Genomic DNA, 16,415 nt, shown 5'->3' with positions numbered 1-16,415 from the left:
ACGTAAAATTTTTCGTAAATTTACCAAAATTAAACCAACCTCAAAAGAAAATGAAGTTGAAATTTTTAGGAACCGGTACTTCCCAGGGTGTGCCCGTTATAGGCTGTACATGTGAAGTATGTACTTCCGAAAATCCCAAAGACAAACGCTTCCGCTCCTCAGTAATGATTACTACAGAGGAAAGCCGGAAAATACTGATCGACTGCGGACCTGATTTCAGGGAACAGATGCTTCTCAACCATGAAAATAATGTTGATATTGCGCTTCTCACCCACGAACATAATGATCACGTGATCGGGCTTGATGATATGCGCCCTCTGATCTTTAAAAGCGGAAAAGACATGCCTATCTATTGCTATCACAGAGTCGGACAAGAGATCAAGAAACGTTTTCCCTATGCCTTCACTGATGTAAGATATCCCGGAGCCCCCGCTTTTGAGCTTCACGAAATTGAGAATAAACCTTTTAAAGTTTTAGATACGGAAATCACTCCTGTTGAAGTGATTCATTACAAAATTACAGTTTTCGGATATAAGTTTAAAAACCTGGCATACATTACGGACGCCAATTTTATTTCGGATACGGAAAAGGAAAAACTCCAAAATCTGGATGTATTGATTCTAAACTGCATCAGAAAATTCGATCCGCATCCTGCCCATTTTGTTCTTCCTGATGTAATTGCCCTGTTTAAAGAGCTTAAGCCTAAAAAACTATTCTTAACACACATCAGTCACCATCTCGGACTGCATGATATTGAAGATAAGGATCTTCCGGAAGGAATGCATCTGGCTTACGACGGTCTGGAGATAGAATTTTAAAATTTTTCTCTTAAAAAGCTTTTGAACATTAAAAAAAGTTTCTATATTTGCACACCAATTTAAAGCAGCCCGGATGGCGGAATTGGTAGACGCGCTGGTCTCAAACACCAGTGGGAAACCGTGCCGGTTCGAGCCCGGCTCCGGGTACAAAAAACCTCTGAAATCATTTGATTTTCAGAGGTTTTTCATTTAATCCAAAAGATCGTTTGTTCTGTAAATAAACTTTTAGGCACTATTCTTAGATTAAAAATCACTGTATCCTAAAAATCCTATCCTCAAAAAGTCTAAGGATAGGATTCACACCTAAAATAATAAAAAAATCACTTCAGACAATAAACAGGCCTGCAATTGCCTGAGCTTCACTTCCTGTTAAAATTTCATCATAGGCCGCAGATCCTGCTGCTGCTCCAAAGGCAGTTCCAGTATTGAATCCGGCCTGATTTACGTTATCTTCACCAGCATACACAGGATTGGTTGCAGAGGGCATATTTCCTCCATCCGCCAATTCTATCCAGCCTTTATTTGCTCTCATTCTTCTTACCTGTGAAGCATGTCTTGCCTCTACCGAGTGTATCTGCAGTGCTGCCTGCAAAACAGCTTTGTTAGCCATTACATTTCCAGCCTGCCCTTTATAGGCACGAACGCCGGTATCCTCAAAGGCCTGGGCAAGGATAAGGAACTGATTATAATCTGTAAAAGGCATGAAACTTCCGCCCGCGGTAAAATCAAAGGTTGGTTTTGCTCCCGGAGTTTCTCCTAAAGAAGTCAGTGTACTTTTCAGAAATCCAACATGAGCCGATTCGTGTTTAGAGATCTGCATGAAAACAGGCCGGTCTGAATTGGGAATCAACCCTGCTGCTGCCAGTCCCATTGCATAGTATTCATTTTCCAGATATTCCAGCACCAATGCCAGTTGTAAGGCATCTGTAAGGGCATTTTTAAAAACGCTTCCGGAAACTGTACTGTCTAAAGTTTCCGCTTTGGCGGGAGTTGTCATTAGCGCTCCCAATCCTAACGGAATAGCAGCCACGGCAGTTTTTTTTCCAAATGTTGAAATATTGGTAAGGGTTTCTAATCTTGTTGCTTCTTTGGTAAAAAATTTATCATTAGAAAGCTTATCGAGTAATTTAAGAATGTTCATAACTGTAGATTTTGAAAATGAATAATTAGCTGATTCCTCTTTCTTTCCATGTGAAAGGAGTTTTTATAAACCCTCCTGCCGCCATAACAATATCTTTAGGCTCTTTGGCAAGGTCCAGTCCGTTGGCATCAATTACATCATCACCTGAAAAATCTGTTGATCCCGGGTTGATGATATTTCTGATTGCAGAAGCGTGTCTTGCCTCTACAGAAACAATCTTTCCGGCAATTACCAGATAAGCCGGATTGGTAATATACTTTCCTGCACCGTTGTATGCGGCTACTCCTGTATCTTCCAATGCTTTTGCTGTAGCCAGAACAGAATTTCTGTCATTAAAATTCACACTGGGATATTGAAATTCAAGAGTGGGCAAAATATTCGCGGTTACTCCGCCGATAGCTGCTTTAAAAAAGTCCCGGTGAATGACTTCATGATGATAAAGATCTGTAAAGACCTGCTTTTCAGCACTCGAGATTCCGGAATAAAAATTATTGACTACTTTGGTATAAAAATCAGCTTCCAGCTGTTCCAGTGCATAGGCGTAGTTCAGAACTCCTACGTCTCCCGCTCCAAGATCAAAAATCTTATCATCCATGAATTCGAAGTCATTATCATCATCACAACCGATGAGTGTAAGCCCTGCCATAGCCAGGCCTATACCTCCCAGTTTCAAAAAATTTCTTCTGCTTGTATCCAGGGTTGCTCCCTGGTTAGAAACACTAATAGTTTTTTTCATAATACTATAGATTTAAGTGTTAGGATTATTTAAAAAGGAGAAAAAAAACAGCATAAAGATTTATGCTGTTTGAAAACTAAAACATTACGGCATGAGCACCGTATCAATCACATGGATTACACCATTTGACTGATTCACATCAGCTATCGTCACTTTTGCACTCTTTCCTTTGGCATCCTGTACATAAAGGTCTTTTCCTTTGGTCCAAAATGTTAATCCTTCGCCTTCCACAGTCTTCATCATACTTTTTCCGTTTCCTGCTTTTACAGCAGCCCAGATATCTTTTGCACTGTATTTTCCTGCAAGAACGTGATATGTCAGGATTTTGGTAAGCATTTCTTTATTTTCAGGCTTTACCAGAGTTTCAACGGTTCCTTTCGGAAGTTTTGAAAAGGCTGCATCGGTAGGAGCTAATACGGTAAAAGGTCCTGCCCCCTGCAAGGTTTCTACCAAACCTGCGGCTTTTACAGCAGCTACCAGAGTCTTATGATCCTTAGAATTTACCGCATTTTCAATAATATTTTTGGAGGGATACATTGCTGCACCGCCTACCATCACTGTTTTTTCTTTCATCGTTTGTGCAGTTACCTTCCCGCTGAAAGCAAATGATAAAGTTATCATTGCCAGAACTGCGATTTTTGATCTTGTGTCCATGTGTTGATTTTTTAAATTAATATCTATTTGAATTGTGTTCTTATCTACCATTTACGAGGTTGGTTTTGTTTCAGATTTAAAAATTTGATTTTTTTATTAAATATTTTAAAACCGCTCATTTGTTTTGAATTTTAGTACCGCATAAAAAGTGTATGATCTTTTTGTATTGGATAATTTTAACTTAATCCATAAAAACATTTACGATATAAAAGATTTTTCGGATGTTATTTGTAATATGTTTTATTTTATTACATTTGACATGAAAATATCACGCTATTAAAACAACCTATTCGGAAGAAGAGCTTATCGTATTACTTAAAGAAAGAAACGAATCAGGCTTTCATTATTTATACGATCATTATGCAGGGGCACTGTATGGTGTAGTCCTCCGAATTGTACAGTCAAAAGAATATACGGAAGAAATTATTCAGGATGTTTTTGTTAAAATCTGGAATGCTGTTCACCAGTATGATTCATCAAAAGGCAGGTTTTACACATGGATGATTAATATTGCCAGAAATACGGCAATAGATTATTTAAAATCAAAAGGTTTTCAAAACGAACTTAAAAACCAGCCGCTTCCGGATTTCGTATATAATTCTGCAGAACTTTCAACGACCAATAACTCTTCTGACTTTATCGGATTCAACAATGTGCTTGAAGGTCTGGAAACTGATAAACAGGAACTTATTAACCTGGCTTATTACCAGGGATATACCCAGAATGAAATATCTGAAAAGCTGAAGATACCCCTGGGAACGGTGAAAACCAAAATGCGGAATGCACTTATGAAATTAAAGGATTTGTTAAAAGATTATCAATAAATTGAACACAAAAGAATACATATCATCCGGAATTATAGAATCTTATATTCTAGGTCTTGCTTCTCCCGAAGAAGCAGGGATTTTGGAGTGTGTGATGAAAAACAATGCAGAGGTAAAAGCAGCTTTTGAAGAAGCGCAAAAAACTTTGGAAGATTTGGCATCACGCCAGGCCGTAGCACCACCACCAGATTTAAAGTCTAAGATCTGGGATAAGATCCAAAAGGAGCAGACTGACGAAGTAAAACAGCCAATTATTCCTGATATTCCTGTCGTAAGACCTCAGGAAGAAATGAGGACTGAAGGAAAAAGCAACTGGAAAACGTATGCGGTTGCTGCTTCAGTATTATTCCTTGTAAGTGCTGCCGGAAATCTTTTCTGGATGAATAGTCAGGCAAAAACGAAAGAAGAAATTGCAAAAATACAGGCTGATAAAAATTCACAGGAACTTGCTATTCAAAAAATGAATCAGAAAATCAGTATGCTCTCCAATCCTGATATGCAGATGGTGATGCTGAAAGGTGTGGAAAAGCACACGGATTCCAAAGCAATGGTTTTCTGGAATAAAAAAACAAAAGAAGTTTATCTCAATGCCGAAAGTTTACCAAAAGCACCGGAAGGCATGCAGTACCAGTTATGGGCTATTGCAGACGGAAAACCTGTAAGTGCCGGAATGTATACGGAAGAAAAAGACAGCAGAACAGCCCTTGCGAGTATTCCGAAAGCACAGGCATTTGCCATAACCCTGGAAAAACAGGGCGGCAGTGCAGTTCCTACCATGGAAAACATGTATGTAATGGGCGAAATCTAGTTCATATATTTTTATCCTTTAACAGACCTGTTCTCTTTTAATTTTCAGATACAACTGCTGATTAAATGAATAAGCGTGCGGTATTTACGAATAAATTTTTGATAATCAACAATTTAAACCCATTATTATTCAGTTTCTTTATTGTAGCTTTGCAATGCATTTATAAAAACAGGTCTCTGCCTTTTGCTATTCTGTCATAGTTTAAAATCATCATTTTTCTCTTTCAGTTTTGCTTTTCCAGCTACCCGATTAAAATTTATTTTAAAATATTTTTTAGTACTACTTTCCTGATTTTCAGGGTAAAAAAGTAATTATAAAGCTCAAAAACGGTATGGGTTTGTAAAGATCCTGCTTGAGAACAAGAACGATATGATATTGCAAAGCTCAGCAAATATTTTCCCCAGCTGAATTTATTGTCCAGGTTAATGCAAAGTAAAATAACAAATTAAAAATAGAGATTATCTGAATTGATATTCATTATTCTTAATACAGGACAACAATTCAGATCCTAACCGATTTGGCCACTCAGAACCGGATATCCGGTAGAATACAATGAGTTTTAAAAATTTAAATTTAATAAATCCCATAGTCCGGGCTGTTACAGAAGCCGGATATTCCAAACCTACGGAGATACAGTACATGGCTGTCTCACACATTTTAGCAGGAAGGGATATTGTAGGATACGCTCAAACCGGTACAGGAAAAACGGCGGCGTTTGCAATGCCCATACTCCAGATTCTAAAAAGAAATACATCAGATCATAAAGAAATAAGAATTTTAATATTAGCTCCAACACGGGAGCTTGTTTTAGAACTGGAAGCAAGTTTTAAAATCTACAGTAAATATTTACCATTATCGCAGCTTTCCATTTTTGGAGGCGTATTATCGGGAAGCCAGCTGGCAGCCCTGAGAAAGAGAGTGGATATCCTTATCGCAACCCCCGAAAGATTACTGGACCTAGTAAGCCAAAGACATATCGACCTGTCCAAAATAGAAATACTGGTTCTGGATGAGGCTGACAAAATGCTTGATATGGGATTTTCAGAAGATGTAAAAAAAATTTTAAAACTGGTTCCCCTAAAAAGACAAACTCTATTTTTTTCCGCAACCATGTCGTTCAACATACGGAAGTTTGCGGATACCATGTTGAAAAACCCAATAGAAATCATATAGACGGATTGTTTCTCTAAAAAAATTCAGAAAAAATCCTCAATAATTAATACAATAATTTTTAATACTTATTACAATGCAAGAAGGCACCGTAAAATTTTTCAATGAAGCAAAAGGCTTCGGATTTATTTCTCCAGCAGACGGAGGGAAAGATATTTTTGTACACTCTTCAGGATTAGACACAAGATCTATCCGTGAAAACGATAAAGTAGTTTTCGAAGTACAAAAAAGCGACAAAGGTTTAAATGCAGTTAACGTAAAGTTGGCATAATTTGAATATACCGTTTAAACGGGCACTTATTTAAACAGAACAATTTTCTATTTTTGATGATACCCGCTAAACCTCTTACCCCGTTGTAAGAGGTTTTTGTTTATAATAAAATTATGGCATTTTTGCCCGCTGTTCCTCTTTTATCTGCTCTATTCCCTGCCTGTAAGATGTGACTTTAAAATCCGGAAAGCGTTTTCTGAATTTAGAATCATCAAAAATATTATCATAGCCATACCTTGGAAGCAGTTCCTGAAGTTCTTTTGCCTGTTTATTAAAGAAAGCACCTATCTTAAATATAAATTCCGGAATGACAGAGTACTTTAGCTCCCTGCCATAAATCCGGGATGCTAAGGCAATGAATTGTTTATAAGTAAGTTTATCCTGATCTACCGGCAGGTGCCATGTCTGCCCGAATGCATCAGGAGTATTTCCGATCAACGCAGTTGCCCTGCTGGCATCAGGTGTCCAGATCAGGCTTCTCAGTGTGTTATCTTTCAGGGGAACTTTTAATTTTTTCCCATCCCTGATATTATTAAAGATCAAAGTATTGGTGATGCTTTGCGTTTTGCCCGGTCCGTAGAATTCAGGGGCACGGCAAATGACGGCTTCCAGTTGTCCTGTTTTCATTTCTTTCAGGAGCATATCTGCCATTTCCTGTCTCACCCTTCCCTTTCTTCCGACAGGCGAAAAAGCAGTTTGTTCCGTAAGAACCGTACTGTTCTGAGGATACATATAAGTATTGTCAAAAAACACAAGCTTCGTTCCGTTGATCTTACAGGCATCAATTACATTCCTTAAAATTACTGAAAACCGTTTCTCCCATACATCCGAATTCATGGGTAATCCTAAGGTAAAATAAGCTACTTCGCTCCCTTTTACAGCCTCAATCGCCTTCTCCCTGTCCGAAAGGTCTGCTGAAAATACAGTATCCGTAGCATTCACTTTTGCAGCATTCCTGCTGACTATCCTGATATCTGATGTATAGTTCCGTTTAAGTTCTCTTGCCAATTCTTCACCAATCTGTCCGTTGGCGCCTAGTATTGTTTGCATAATGTTTCATATTACTGTTCCGGGAAAATTGTACAGAACAAAATTATCCCAATTTACGAAAGTTATCACATTATCCTTATTCAGATTTAAAATGAAAATTATGTCAAAACATGATATATTCCCTTAAAATATCCTAAAGTTTCACTTCTGTTCCTTAAAAACGGCTATATCCCGCTATATTTGCCTGAAAAAATAATTCGATTAATTATCTTCAATGAACTTATTATATGTTAACTGGGACGTAAGTCCTGAAATTTTCAATATTGCCGGGTTTCCCCTGAAATATTACGGAATGTTGTTTCTTGCCGGTCTGGTTTTATGCTACACGATCTTAAAATCTATTTATAAAAAAGAAAATCTGAGCAGTCAGGCTCATGAAGCTCTTTTCTCTTATGCCTTCATTGGGATTTTAGTGGGTGCAAGATTGGGGCATTGTCTTTTTTATGATTTTGAATATTATTCCCAGCATCCTATTGAAATACTCCTTCCCATTCAGAAAGGGCCAGACGGAGCCTATCATTTTTCAGGGTATGCGGGCCTGGCAAGCCACGGTGGCGGAATCGGGCTCATTATCATGCTTCTGATCTATGCCAGAAAATTCTCTATTAAATTCATGACTGTTCTGGACGTTATCGCTATTGCAACACCTTTGGCAGGAGCATTTATCAGGCTGGGCAATCTGATGAATTCTGAAATCATAGGAACACCTTCTGATGCTCCGTGGGCATTTATATTCAGGCATGTTGACGATATTCCAAGACATCCGGCCCAACTATATGAGGCAATCTCTTATCTGATCATTTTCTTTCTGGTATATTCTATTTATAAGAAAAATATCTTCAAAGCCGGAAAAGGTTTTTATTTCGGGATTACCACTTTGCTGATCTTCATTGTCCGTTTTTTTGTTGAATTTATAAAAGTAGACCAGGTTGATTTTGAACAGGGAATGAGCCTGAACATGGGACAGATCTTAAGTATTCCGTTTTTATTCCTGGGACTGTTCTTTATTATTAAAAGTATCCGGGACAAAAGGGAAATAAAAGTTTCCTGACACTAAAAAATAATATTAAAACCCTCTGAAATTAATAATTTCAGAGGGTTTTTCCTGAATTACACTAAACAAAAACTGGCTTAAGATCATTAAGCCAATCCGTATTCTACAGCCAGAATACTAACATCCACATATATTCTAATTATCGTAATCGGTTATTCTTTTTTCAAATTTTTATGTACTGATGTTTAACAAACCAAAGTTGCTTAAAATTAAATGAAGATAAAAGAAACAGCTATCAAATAAGGCTTTTGGTCTATGAAGGTTTATAATTCAATAGACGGTTTATAGGTCCTGCCAATCGGAAGTTTTTTACCGTTTACCTGTACCATGCCGGCAGAGCGTACTTCGATCTTCGGTTTGGAAATAATATAGGATTTGTGAATCCTCACGAACATTTCGGGATTCAGGCTTTCTTCTATCCTGCTGATCGCCATTTTTACAGTAATTGTTCCGGCTTTGGTGTGAATGTGGATATATTCCCGCAGGCTTTCAATAAAAAAGATGTCATGAAGAACAATTTTAATCTGCTTTTTACCGCTGCTGATAAAAATATGCTCACGGTCCGCAGCTTCCAGCAATGCTTCTTCAGCACACATGAGGTATTTGAATTTTTCAACGGCTTTGGTAAACCTGTCGTAAGGAACAGGTTTCATTAGATAGTCCACAATATCAAGCTCATAGCCTTCCACAGCATATTGATGATAAGCAGTAGTTACAATGACCAGAGGTGGATTTTTTAATTTTTTAAGGAAGTCGAAACCTTTTATAACCGGAAGATGCAGATCCAGAAACATCAGATCAATAGTATGTCTGTTCAGGAGATTTCCGGCATAAACGGCATCGGAACATTTTGCGATAAGCTGAAGTTCTTCATCCCTTGAAACAAAATTTTCCAGGATTTCTGCTGCTATCGGTTCATCTTCTACAATGATACAGCTGTATTTTTTAGATGCGGAAGTTGTCATTAAGGTCAATAATTAGGGTTACAATATACTTTTCGGTTGTACTTTCAACGGTGAGAATATGCTTCGGGTAAAGCAGTTCGAGCTGTCTGCGGATATTTTTTAATCCTATTTTTGTGGAGTTTCCGTGGGGCTTTTCTTCTTTTGAATTTTCAATACGGTAACGAAGAACTCCGTTATTCAGTTTAATATCAATGTAAATAAAACCCTGGCCTAAAGTTTCAGATACTCCGTGTTTAAAAGCATTTTCAACAAACTGAATCAAAATAAGCGGTGAAATTTCCTGAGAAGGATGATCAATATCTTCATTAAACCGTATCACAAGGTTATAATGGCGGATCTTCTGAATCTGGAGAAAATCTTTAATATTTTCTATGTCTTTATCTATGGAAATATACCGCTCAGACGCTTCATAAATGTTGTATCTCATCACTTTGGAAAGCTGCAGGATTACATCTGGTGTTTCATCAGCTTTTTTGAGGGCCATTCCATAAATATTATTCAGCGTATTGAATAAAAAATGAGGATTGATCTGGGCTTTGAGCATGGTAAGCTCCTGATCCAGTTTTTCTGATTTTAACTGTGATATCTGCTCTTTCAGCAAATTTTTCTGCCTCGTAATTTCGACTCCAAAAATAAGACCTGCCATAAAGATAAGATCCATAAAGGAATTGAATGCTACAAGCCCGTTGATAAATCCTGAAGACTGTTTTCCGTCCAGTGTTTCAGCAATATCATAAATATAAGGATAGATTATGTAATGGGTGAAGAATCTGTGCTCAAGAACGGCAGCAATGATAATAACAACGGAGAGAAAATAAGTAAGGATTCTTTTTATATCTGTTCTCTCGTATATATACAGCAGGGCATATGCCAGTGGAATTTTAACCAAAAGATATCCAAGTTCCAGAATAATTGTATTCCGGAGTCTGATTCCCCATTCTACATCAGGAAACTGATACCTTGACCAGTAAAAGTCCAGATAAACTTCCAGAATATAGTACAGTATCCAAAAGAGCAGATGGACATATAACTTTGATTTTCTGCCTGGCTTCAAGGGTAATAGGATTTGCTATGCAAAATACCATCTTTCGGCGGAAAATAAAAATTCAGGCAGCCAAACCCTTATAATGGTCTATGAACAGCACTTTTCCTCCTGTTTAGTAAAGATAAGCTGAAGAAAGCAGCATATTAAAAGAACATTGAATTCGATGCCATTAGTACCCCCTCCTACTACGTACCAGCCATTTTGCCAGTGGATGAAATAAATTCCTAAAATCAGGATGAACATATTGCAGATGGAAACTGCTTTAATATACCGGTCCGACCAGATCAGGAATACGGAAAAAAGATGAATAAGTTTCACAGCCCAGGCCAGGTAAAGCCCGAAAGGCCTGAAACCAATGGTATCAAGATAAAGACGCCCAAAATTATTGACATCCCCACTGAAAACAGATATCACACTATGCATCAGTAAAATAACTGAAAGCGCTGAACGGAGGTAGAAATTCTTTTTCATGAATCTAAATTAAAGATTCACAAAAAAGAAGCGTAATTCTTACATATAAAAGGTTTGAAAGTGTATATAAAAGAACGGAGCCAGAAACGGAAGTTGTTATAAATTCCGGAATTCCTGCATTTATTTCTTTAAAACCCGAAATTAAATTAAAAAAAACAGTCCTACCACATAATAGATATATCCCGTTACATACCAGCCGGATACAGCCGTAAAAGGCTCTGAAATTGGGCATTTTCGTAAAGAAAATCCAAAATAAGTGAGTTTTAGGCATAGCATTTGCTGCTTTATGAACCATATTATACACCACTTCATTTTTATAATATATTATTTTTCATAATCCTCAGTACGCTGGGGATTTTTTTATTATATCCCGAATGATAAATGATTATTCTGCCTTATGTAAGAAAATACATTTTTGATAATCAATGATTTAAAATAGGTTTATCCGGTTTATTTTCGTATATTTGTATATTAATTAATAGGTCACTGGCTTTGCCATCTGTAATAGTATAGTAATTCTTTCTTTTCAGTTTCCGCTTTTTCAGCCGCCTCATTTTTTAAAATCTCTTCTTTTTTACTGATGAATAACCAAACAAACTGGTTTTTATATTTGATCTCATAAAGAAGAGCGGACGGATAACTGCAGTAAAAACACAGGCAGATCAGACAAACAGATATTACAATTTAAAATTAAATACTACAATAATTTATGGCAGACTCTTTTTCTAAAAAAGAAAATCTCAAGAAAAAAATCGAAAAGCAAAAAGAAAAAGCGCTGAGACGCGAAGAACGTAAAACGAACAACAATAAAGGATCGGAAGATGTTTTCATGTATGTGGATGAGTTCGGAAGACTTACCTCTACACCTCCTGAAGATAGGGAAAGACAGGAAGTAAGCCTTGATGAGATTCAGCTTGGTGCAGCTCCGATTATTGAGGAAGATATCCGAAAGTCCGGGATCATTACTTTCCACAGTGAAAAAGGATACGGATTCATTACGGAAGACAATACCAAAGAAAATGTTTTCTTTCACAACAACAGCTGTGCACATCCTGTAAAAAAAGGAAACAAAGTTTCTTTCGAGAAAGAAAAATCTCCAAAAGGATTTTCCGCAGTTAATATTGAACTGATAAAATAACAGATCTGTTTTATAATCACAGATTTTGTAAAACAATAAAAAAAGCCATCCGTAAGGGTGGCTTTTATCTTTGAGATGAATCAGGAACCGGAATTTAAAAAAACATTACCCGATTTCCTGAATTCCCTTACATCTATTTTTCACCGAATATTTTTTCCAGTACCGCAAACCGGTAATTGAAAATATGTTCCAGCTTCTTTTTCACCAGAAGGGAATGGGCTATTTCCCCTAAAAACCCCATTGGAAGCTCATAGTTTATGGTATCTTTCATCAAAACTCCATTTTCGTTGGGAATAAATTCATGGTGATGATGCCAGAGTTTGTAAGGGCCTTTTTTCTGAAAATCTATAAAACTCTTTTGGAAATCCACTTTGAGAATCTCTGTTTGCCATTTCATTTTTATCCCCAATAATGGTGAAACGTAATAATCGATAAGCATTCCTTCGTAAATTTTATCATTTTCCATTGCCGTCAGTACAATAAAGTTCATGTCTTTTGGGGTGATCTCTGAAAGATTATTGGCAGAGGAAAAAAAATTCCATGCGGTTTCTATATTGCAGTGGAGCTGCTGCTCGCGGTAAAGGCGGTGTTTCATATAAATAGTATATCAGAAAGAGTACCAATTCATTGTTTTTCCATACAAAATTGAATTATTAATATAAAGTTGGGATGGAATTGATAAACATACATTCAATTCAGCATTAAAAATTTTATATAATTTAAATATAATGATACATATTTTTCAAAAGAGCATTAATGTATTTTAATCTAACAATTAGTTTATTTCATTTATAATATTCTATTTATTCACAAATAAAAAAAAACATAACCTGTACAATCAAAATATATTCAAATAGATGTTACATTAAAATTCGGATAAAATATTTCCAGCTTGTATTAAATTATTTATCATTGAAAAACAAATAGTTAAGCACATGTAATATCTATGTCATATCTGATTTTTTCTGTAAAAAAAATAAATAAAATAAGTTTGCACCAGAATTTGAGAAGAGAATAATTCACATTTAGCATGATAAAATATATTCATTCTTTTTAAATGATCGCTTCTTAAAATTTTAAAGATTAAAATCTGATATAAAATTTAGATTAAAAAACAAAATGATTGACAAAGATAATAATGAATAACGGATTGAATGCCTGTTGGCATATGAATCAGATTCAGCAGAGTTTTCTCCGGATCATACATTAAAATAAAACACAAACAAAAAAAATAAATACCTTATCCAATGAAAAAAATTATTCTCAACCGAAATATATTTTCCAGATATATTCCAAGCACCGGTAGGTATAAGAACGATCAATCCTAACTTAACTCCCATTTCAGGATTCTCTTCCTATTTAGAAGGATTATTTTATAATTGTTAATTCTTTTCATCTACGTAAAAACAAAATTGATATTTATTCATTTTTCGACATACGATTCTAAAAACACAAATGAAAAAAAGATGAAAAGTAAAGGAGCCGTTTCCCTCGCGGCTCCTTATTTTTTTATATAACAGTTTTTTGAAAATTATTTATAAATCCACATCAAAACCGGTTTCTCAGAATTTTGAATCATTGGATCAATTTCCTTCATGGCATTATTGGAAATGGTAGGACAGCCCCAGCCTTCCGGGGAACCTTTGGGAAAAACTTCATCATCGCTCATCTTATCCCAGGAATGGAAAACGATATATCTTTTTAGAGCATTGCTGTTTGTTTCCTCAAGACCGTGCATGAGATATTTTACGTTAATTCCCCATTCGCTGTAGCCTCTTCCCTGCAGTTTATATTTTCCTAAGGATGAAAGATGGCTTCCGTCTTCATTACTGAATTGCGGATTGTCCCTTGAACCGTCTGAACTCCACGGATTTGAGCCACAGCCATGTCCCACAAGATATTTTTTGCTGACGGACCTGTTTTTAAAATCCCATACAAAAAACCTTTTAATACCGGAATGAAGGCTCATATCAATCAGAATACAAAAATCCGTGCTGAGCTTTTTTGAAGTGCAGAATTTCAGAGCTTCCTCTGCTTTTACCTTAACTTCCTGCAAATCCGCTTCCGGCCTTTTTGCCTGAACCACAGAATTTTCTACAGCATAATGAACTTTTTTAGTCTCATTACTGCATGAAAGCACAAGATAAGCTGAGAGCATTACAGTGAAAAATTTCATTAAAAATTATTTGTAATGTCTGAAAATCCCAACATCAGAGGGGGTCCACCATGCGGCTTTTTGTCCTGCAGCTTTCAGTGCATCGTTTGCCCAGGTGTTGCAGGTATTCAGGAAGCTGTACTTTCCTTTAGCATCATAAAATGCATCGTTTACATCATAAACAGCGTTGGTAGGAATGAGAATAAAGTTTCCGTTCTGATCCCTGTCGAATTTATCTTCTACAAATTTCACTAAATCTTTATACTGATCCCTGCTGATCATAATCATCTTACAGTCTTCAGCTTCTTTCATGGTCTTGTAATAAGAACAGTGCATTGCTGAATCACTTAACCAGAATGCGGCTTTAAAGGCAGTAGAGAACTTCAGATCTGCCCAGGTTGGAGTATCCAGGTAAAAACCCTTGTCGCCCCATCCTATTCCTATATAGTTATAATCTGTACTTTTTGATTTTGTATTGGAAAACGGAATTTTTGTGCTCCAATCCTGAAGGTCGTTTTTTACAGGCATGACAATATCTGTATGCACGCCGTTGGTGTAAATATAAATCGGGATGTCTTTCGGTTGTGTAGTATGATCCGCAGAAACTTCTATAAGCGGCAACAAAAGCGCCATAATAACATATAAGGCAACAATTCCCAGGATAATTCCTATGGTTTTCAGGACATATAATAATGCAATTTTCACAGTCATGTTTTAATAAAATTTAATCTTCAATTTTCTGTAAAAGTATTTGTTTTAATCGAAAAAATGATTAAATTTAGTTACGAAATATTCACAAATATGCGTAAAAATACAAAATCCCAAAAAAGATTTAAAATAAGAGTAAAAACAGCTCCAAAAAGAGTACAAAAAAAACGTTGATTTTCTGTGGGACATTGGTCTCCTGAAAGTCAATTTTTCTTTTAGGAAAAGTTTTCAGAAAATTATTATTGAATTAAATCTTATCCTCCTTAAGGCTTGCTACTTAAAGGATGGCTGATTATCCTCCCAAGTTTTGGAACCCTACAATTCCAGAAAAGGATTTGTCACCAAAAATTTATCCTAAAGTTTATCCGAAGAACGTTCCAGAAATTCGATGTTTCGTTTCAAACCTGCAAATTTTGTTCTTTTTACAGGAGATTTCCTGAAGATCTCGGAGAATATTTCCTGGGTAATTTCCTTCCATTCTTCTTTTTTAAAGTTTTTCAATGATTCGTTCGGAATAAACCTGTTCTGAAGATTGGGTGAAGAAAACCTGTTCCAGGGACACACATCCTGGCAGATATCACATCCGAACATCCAGTCTTCCATCCTGTCCTGAAAGTAGTCCGGGATTTCGTTTTTGAGTTCTATGGTTGCATAAGAGATGCAACGGCTCCCGTCAATAATCTTCTCTGAAACAATGGCATCTGTAGGACAGGCATCAATACACTTTCTGCACGTCCCGCAATGATCTGTAGTGGCATGGTCGGGAACTAATTCAAGATCACAGATAATTTCTGCCAGGAAATAGAAGGAACCGTTCTGTTTGGTAATAAGATTGGCATTTTTTCCTACCCAGCCAATTCCTGATTTTTTTGCCCAGCTCCTTTCCAAAACAGGCGCAGAATCTACAAAAACCCGGAACCCAAACTCTCCTATTTCCTGTTGAAGCTCAGAAACCATTTCGCGGAGAATTTCTTTTACCACTTCATGATAATCTTCTGCATAGGCATATTTTGAGATCTTATAATTGTCCAGTGTGGATATCTTTTCTTTTGGAAAGTAATTATAGGATAATGAAATAACAGATTTTGATCCTTCTACCAATAATCTGGGATCCAGTCTTTTATCAAAATGGTTTTCCATGTATTTCATTTTGCCATGGAAATTATTTTTAAGCCATTTTTCAAGATTTGGAGCATCTTCTTCTAAAAATCCTGCTTTAGAGATACCACAGCTCTGAAATCCAAAATGTTCTGCTTTGGACTTTATGAGCTGGGAATATTTTTCGGCACCGGTATTCAGGATTTCCATTCTGCAAAATTAAGATTAATTTACCAATCTTCTGTTTTTGGATAAAAGATGGACAGATCGTAATTTTTAAGCATTTTTGTGAAAATTTAAGTTTTAACA

18 protein-coding genes and 1 tRNA gene are annotated in these 16,415 nt (G+C 36.3%); 8 read left to right on the top strand and 11 right to left on the bottom strand.

What is annotated here, in order from left to right; genetic code table 11:
* Positions 1-50 precede the first annotated feature (50 nt).
* Both HNP36_RS01470 and HNP36_RS01465 read left to right on the top strand, forming a co-directional pair.
* Positions 51-818, top strand: a complete 768-nt coding sequence (locus tag HNP36_RS01470) for an MBL fold metallo-hydrolase (RefSeq protein ID WP_184161359.1) — start codon at positions 51-53, stop codon at positions 816-818.
* A gap of 67 nt (positions 819-885) precedes the next feature.
* Positions 886-965, top strand: a tRNA-Leu gene (locus tag HNP36_RS01465).
* Between the two features lie 178 nt (positions 966-1,143).
* Here HNP36_RS01465 and HNP36_RS01460 read toward each other — a convergent pair.
* The 3 genes from HNP36_RS01460 to HNP36_RS01450 all read right to left on the bottom strand — a co-directional run bounded on the left by HNP36_RS01460 (position 1,144) and on the right by HNP36_RS01450 (position 3,349).
* Positions 1,144-1,959, bottom strand: a complete 816-nt coding sequence (locus HNP36_RS01460) for a ferritin-like domain-containing protein (RefSeq protein WP_184161362.1) — start codon at positions 1,957-1,959, stop codon at positions 1,144-1,146.
* A gap of 25 nt (positions 1,960-1,984) precedes the next feature.
* On the bottom strand, positions 1,985-2,695 hold the full coding sequence (locus HNP36_RS01455) for a ferritin-like domain-containing protein (RefSeq protein ID WP_184161365.1): 711 nt from the start codon (positions 2,693-2,695) through the stop codon (positions 1,985-1,987).
* Between the two features lie 84 nt (positions 2,696-2,779).
* A complete protein-coding gene (locus tag HNP36_RS01450) occupies positions 2,780-3,349 on the bottom strand; it encodes a fasciclin domain-containing protein (RefSeq protein WP_184161368.1) in 570 nt (189 codons plus the stop codon).
* 275 nt (positions 3,350-3,624) lie between these two features.
* Here HNP36_RS01450 and HNP36_RS01445 point away from each other — a divergent pair, with 275 nt between their 5' ends.
* From HNP36_RS01445 to HNP36_RS01430, 4 genes are all read left to right on the top strand, one after another.
* Entirely contained in the window at positions 3,625-4,173 is a 549-nt protein-coding gene (locus tag HNP36_RS01445; protein ID WP_317168967.1) for an RNA polymerase sigma factor, read from the top strand.
* A gap of 1 nt (position 4,174) precedes the next feature.
* Positions 4,175-4,981, top strand: coding sequence for an anti-sigma factor domain-containing protein (locus HNP36_RS01440; protein ID WP_184161371.1), 807 nt, complete (start codon positions 4,175-4,177; stop codon positions 4,979-4,981).
* Positions 4,982-5,533: 552 nt separating this feature from the next.
* Positions 5,534-6,154 carry a DEAD/DEAH box helicase gene (locus HNP36_RS01435; protein ID WP_184161374.1) on the top strand — a complete coding sequence of 207 codons (621 nt, stop codon included), beginning with the start codon at positions 5,534-5,536 and terminating at the stop codon, positions 6,152-6,154.
* Between the two features lie 73 nt (positions 6,155-6,227).
* Complete coding sequence (locus HNP36_RS01430) at positions 6,228-6,422, top strand: cold-shock protein (protein WP_034741125.1); 195 nt, start codon at positions 6,228-6,230, stop codon at positions 6,420-6,422.
* A gap of 111 nt (positions 6,423-6,533) precedes the next feature.
* Here HNP36_RS01430 and HNP36_RS01425 read toward each other — a convergent pair whose 3' ends face one another.
* On the bottom strand, positions 6,534-7,472 hold the full coding sequence (locus HNP36_RS01425) for an NAD-dependent epimerase/dehydratase family protein (RefSeq protein WP_184161377.1): 939 nt from the start codon (positions 7,470-7,472) through the stop codon (positions 6,534-6,536).
* 214 nt (positions 7,473-7,686) lie between these two features.
* Here HNP36_RS01425 and lgt point away from each other — a divergent pair, with 214 nt between their 5' ends.
* Complete coding sequence (gene lgt, locus HNP36_RS01420; RefSeq protein ID WP_184161380.1) at positions 7,687-8,523, top strand: prolipoprotein diacylglyceryl transferase; 837 nt, start codon at positions 7,687-7,689, stop codon at positions 8,521-8,523.
* Positions 8,524-8,789: 266 nt separating this feature from the next.
* Here lgt and HNP36_RS01415 read toward each other — a convergent pair whose 3' ends face one another.
* The 3 genes from HNP36_RS01415 to HNP36_RS01405 all read right to left on the bottom strand — a co-directional run bounded on the left by HNP36_RS01415 (position 8,790) and on the right by HNP36_RS01405 (position 11,007).
* Entirely contained in the window at positions 8,790-9,491 is a 702-nt protein-coding gene (locus tag HNP36_RS01415; RefSeq protein ID WP_184161383.1) for a LytR/AlgR family response regulator transcription factor, read from the bottom strand.
* A complete protein-coding gene (locus tag HNP36_RS01410; RefSeq protein ID WP_184161386.1) occupies positions 9,472-10,545 on the bottom strand; it encodes a sensor histidine kinase in 1,074 nt (357 codons plus the stop codon). The genes HNP36_RS01415 and HNP36_RS01410 overlap by 20 nt, the downstream gene beginning before the upstream one ends.
* 78 nt (positions 10,546-10,623) lie before the next feature.
* Positions 10,624-11,007, bottom strand: a complete 384-nt coding sequence (locus tag HNP36_RS01405) for a DoxX family protein (protein WP_184161389.1) — start codon at positions 11,005-11,007, stop codon at positions 10,624-10,626.
* Between the two features lie 709 nt (positions 11,008-11,716).
* Between HNP36_RS01405 and HNP36_RS01400 the strand changes: the two genes are divergently transcribed.
* Positions 11,717-12,145, top strand: coding sequence for a cold-shock protein (locus HNP36_RS01400; protein ID WP_184161392.1), 429 nt, complete (start codon positions 11,717-11,719; stop codon positions 12,143-12,145).
* A 133-nt stretch (positions 12,146-12,278) separates the two neighbouring features.
* On the opposite strand, the gene HNP36_RS01395 is transcribed toward HNP36_RS01400, so the two are convergent.
* The 4 genes from HNP36_RS01395 to queG form a co-directional block, all read right to left on the bottom strand.
* Positions 12,279-12,740 carry an SRPBCC family protein gene (locus tag HNP36_RS01395; RefSeq protein ID WP_184161396.1) on the bottom strand — a complete coding sequence of 154 codons (462 nt, stop codon included), beginning with the start codon at positions 12,738-12,740 and terminating at the stop codon, positions 12,279-12,281.
* A gap of 936 nt (positions 12,741-13,676) precedes the next feature.
* Positions 13,677-14,321: a murein L,D-transpeptidase catalytic domain-containing protein gene (locus HNP36_RS01390; protein ID WP_184161399.1), complete on the bottom strand. Its 645-nt coding sequence runs from the start codon at positions 14,319-14,321 to the stop codon at positions 13,677-13,679.
* Positions 14,322-14,327: 6 nt separating this feature from the next.
* Entirely contained in the window at positions 14,328-15,011 is a 684-nt protein-coding gene (locus HNP36_RS01385) for a TIGR02117 family protein (protein WP_184161402.1), read from the bottom strand.
* Positions 15,012-15,362: 351 nt separating this feature from the next.
* The gene (gene queG, locus HNP36_RS01380) at positions 15,363-16,316 is read right to left on the bottom strand and encodes a tRNA epoxyqueuosine(34) reductase QueG (protein ID WP_184161405.1); all 954 of its coding nucleotides are present in this window, start codon (positions 16,314-16,316) and stop codon (positions 15,363-15,365) included.
* Positions 16,317-16,415: the final 99 nt, after the last annotated feature.

The sequence above is a fragment of the Chryseobacterium shigense genome (assembly GCF_014207845.1).
GTDB lineage: Bacteria > Bacteroidota > Bacteroidia > Flavobacteriales > Weeksellaceae > Chryseobacterium > Chryseobacterium shigense_A.
Note: the sequence above shows the minus strand (reverse complement) of the source record. Positions and strands in the feature narration are given on the sequence as shown.

What these genes read in the sequence shown, in the direction of transcription:
- HNP36_RS01470 (WP_184161359.1), top strand. Translation starts at nt 51, where the DNA reads ATGAAGTTGAAATTTTTAGGAACCGGTACTTCCCAGGGTGTGCCCGTT.
- HNP36_RS01460 (WP_184161362.1), bottom strand. Translation starts at nt 1,959, where the DNA reads ATGAACATTCTTAAATTACTCGATAAGCTTTCTAATGATAAATTTTTT.
- HNP36_RS01450 (WP_184161368.1), bottom strand. Translation starts at nt 3,349, where the DNA reads ATGGACACAAGATCAAAAATCGCAGTTCTGGCAATGATAACTTTATCA.
- HNP36_RS01385 (WP_184161402.1), bottom strand. Translation starts at nt 15,011, where the DNA reads ATGACTGTGAAAATTGCATTATTATATGTCCTGAAAACCATAGGAATT.
- HNP36_RS01415 (WP_184161383.1), bottom strand. Translation starts at nt 9,491, where the DNA reads ATGACAACTTCCGCATCTAAAAAATACAGCTGTATCATTGTAGAAGAT.
- queG (WP_184161405.1), bottom strand. Translation starts at nt 16,316, where the DNA reads ATGGAAATCCTGAATACCGGTGCCGAAAAATATTCCCAGCTCATAAAG.
- HNP36_RS01455 (WP_184161365.1), bottom strand. Translation starts at nt 2,695, where the DNA reads ATGAAAAAAACTATTAGTGTTTCTAACCAGGGAGCAACCCTGGATACA.
- HNP36_RS01390 (WP_184161399.1), bottom strand. Translation starts at nt 14,321, where the DNA reads ATGAAATTTTTCACTGTAATGCTCTCAGCTTATCTTGTGCTTTCATGC.
- HNP36_RS01395 (WP_184161396.1), bottom strand. Translation starts at nt 12,740, where the DNA reads ATGAAACACCGCCTTTACCGCGAGCAGCAGCTCCACTGCAATATAGAA.
- HNP36_RS01430 (WP_034741125.1), top strand. Translation starts at nt 6,228, where the DNA reads ATGCAAGAAGGCACCGTAAAATTTTTCAATGAAGCAAAAGGCTTCGGA.
- HNP36_RS01425 (WP_184161377.1), bottom strand. Translation starts at nt 7,472, where the DNA reads ATGCAAACAATACTAGGCGCCAACGGACAGATTGGTGAAGAATTGGCA.
- HNP36_RS01400 (WP_184161392.1), top strand. Translation starts at nt 11,717, where the DNA reads ATGGCAGACTCTTTTTCTAAAAAAGAAAATCTCAAGAAAAAAATCGAA.
- HNP36_RS01405 (WP_184161389.1), bottom strand. Translation starts at nt 11,007, where the DNA reads ATGAAAAAGAATTTCTACCTCCGTTCAGCGCTTTCAGTTATTTTACTG.
- HNP36_RS01435 (WP_184161374.1), top strand. Translation starts at nt 5,534, where the DNA reads ATGAGTTTTAAAAATTTAAATTTAATAAATCCCATAGTCCGGGCTGTT.
- lgt (WP_184161380.1), top strand. Translation starts at nt 7,687, where the DNA reads ATGAACTTATTATATGTTAACTGGGACGTAAGTCCTGAAATTTTCAAT.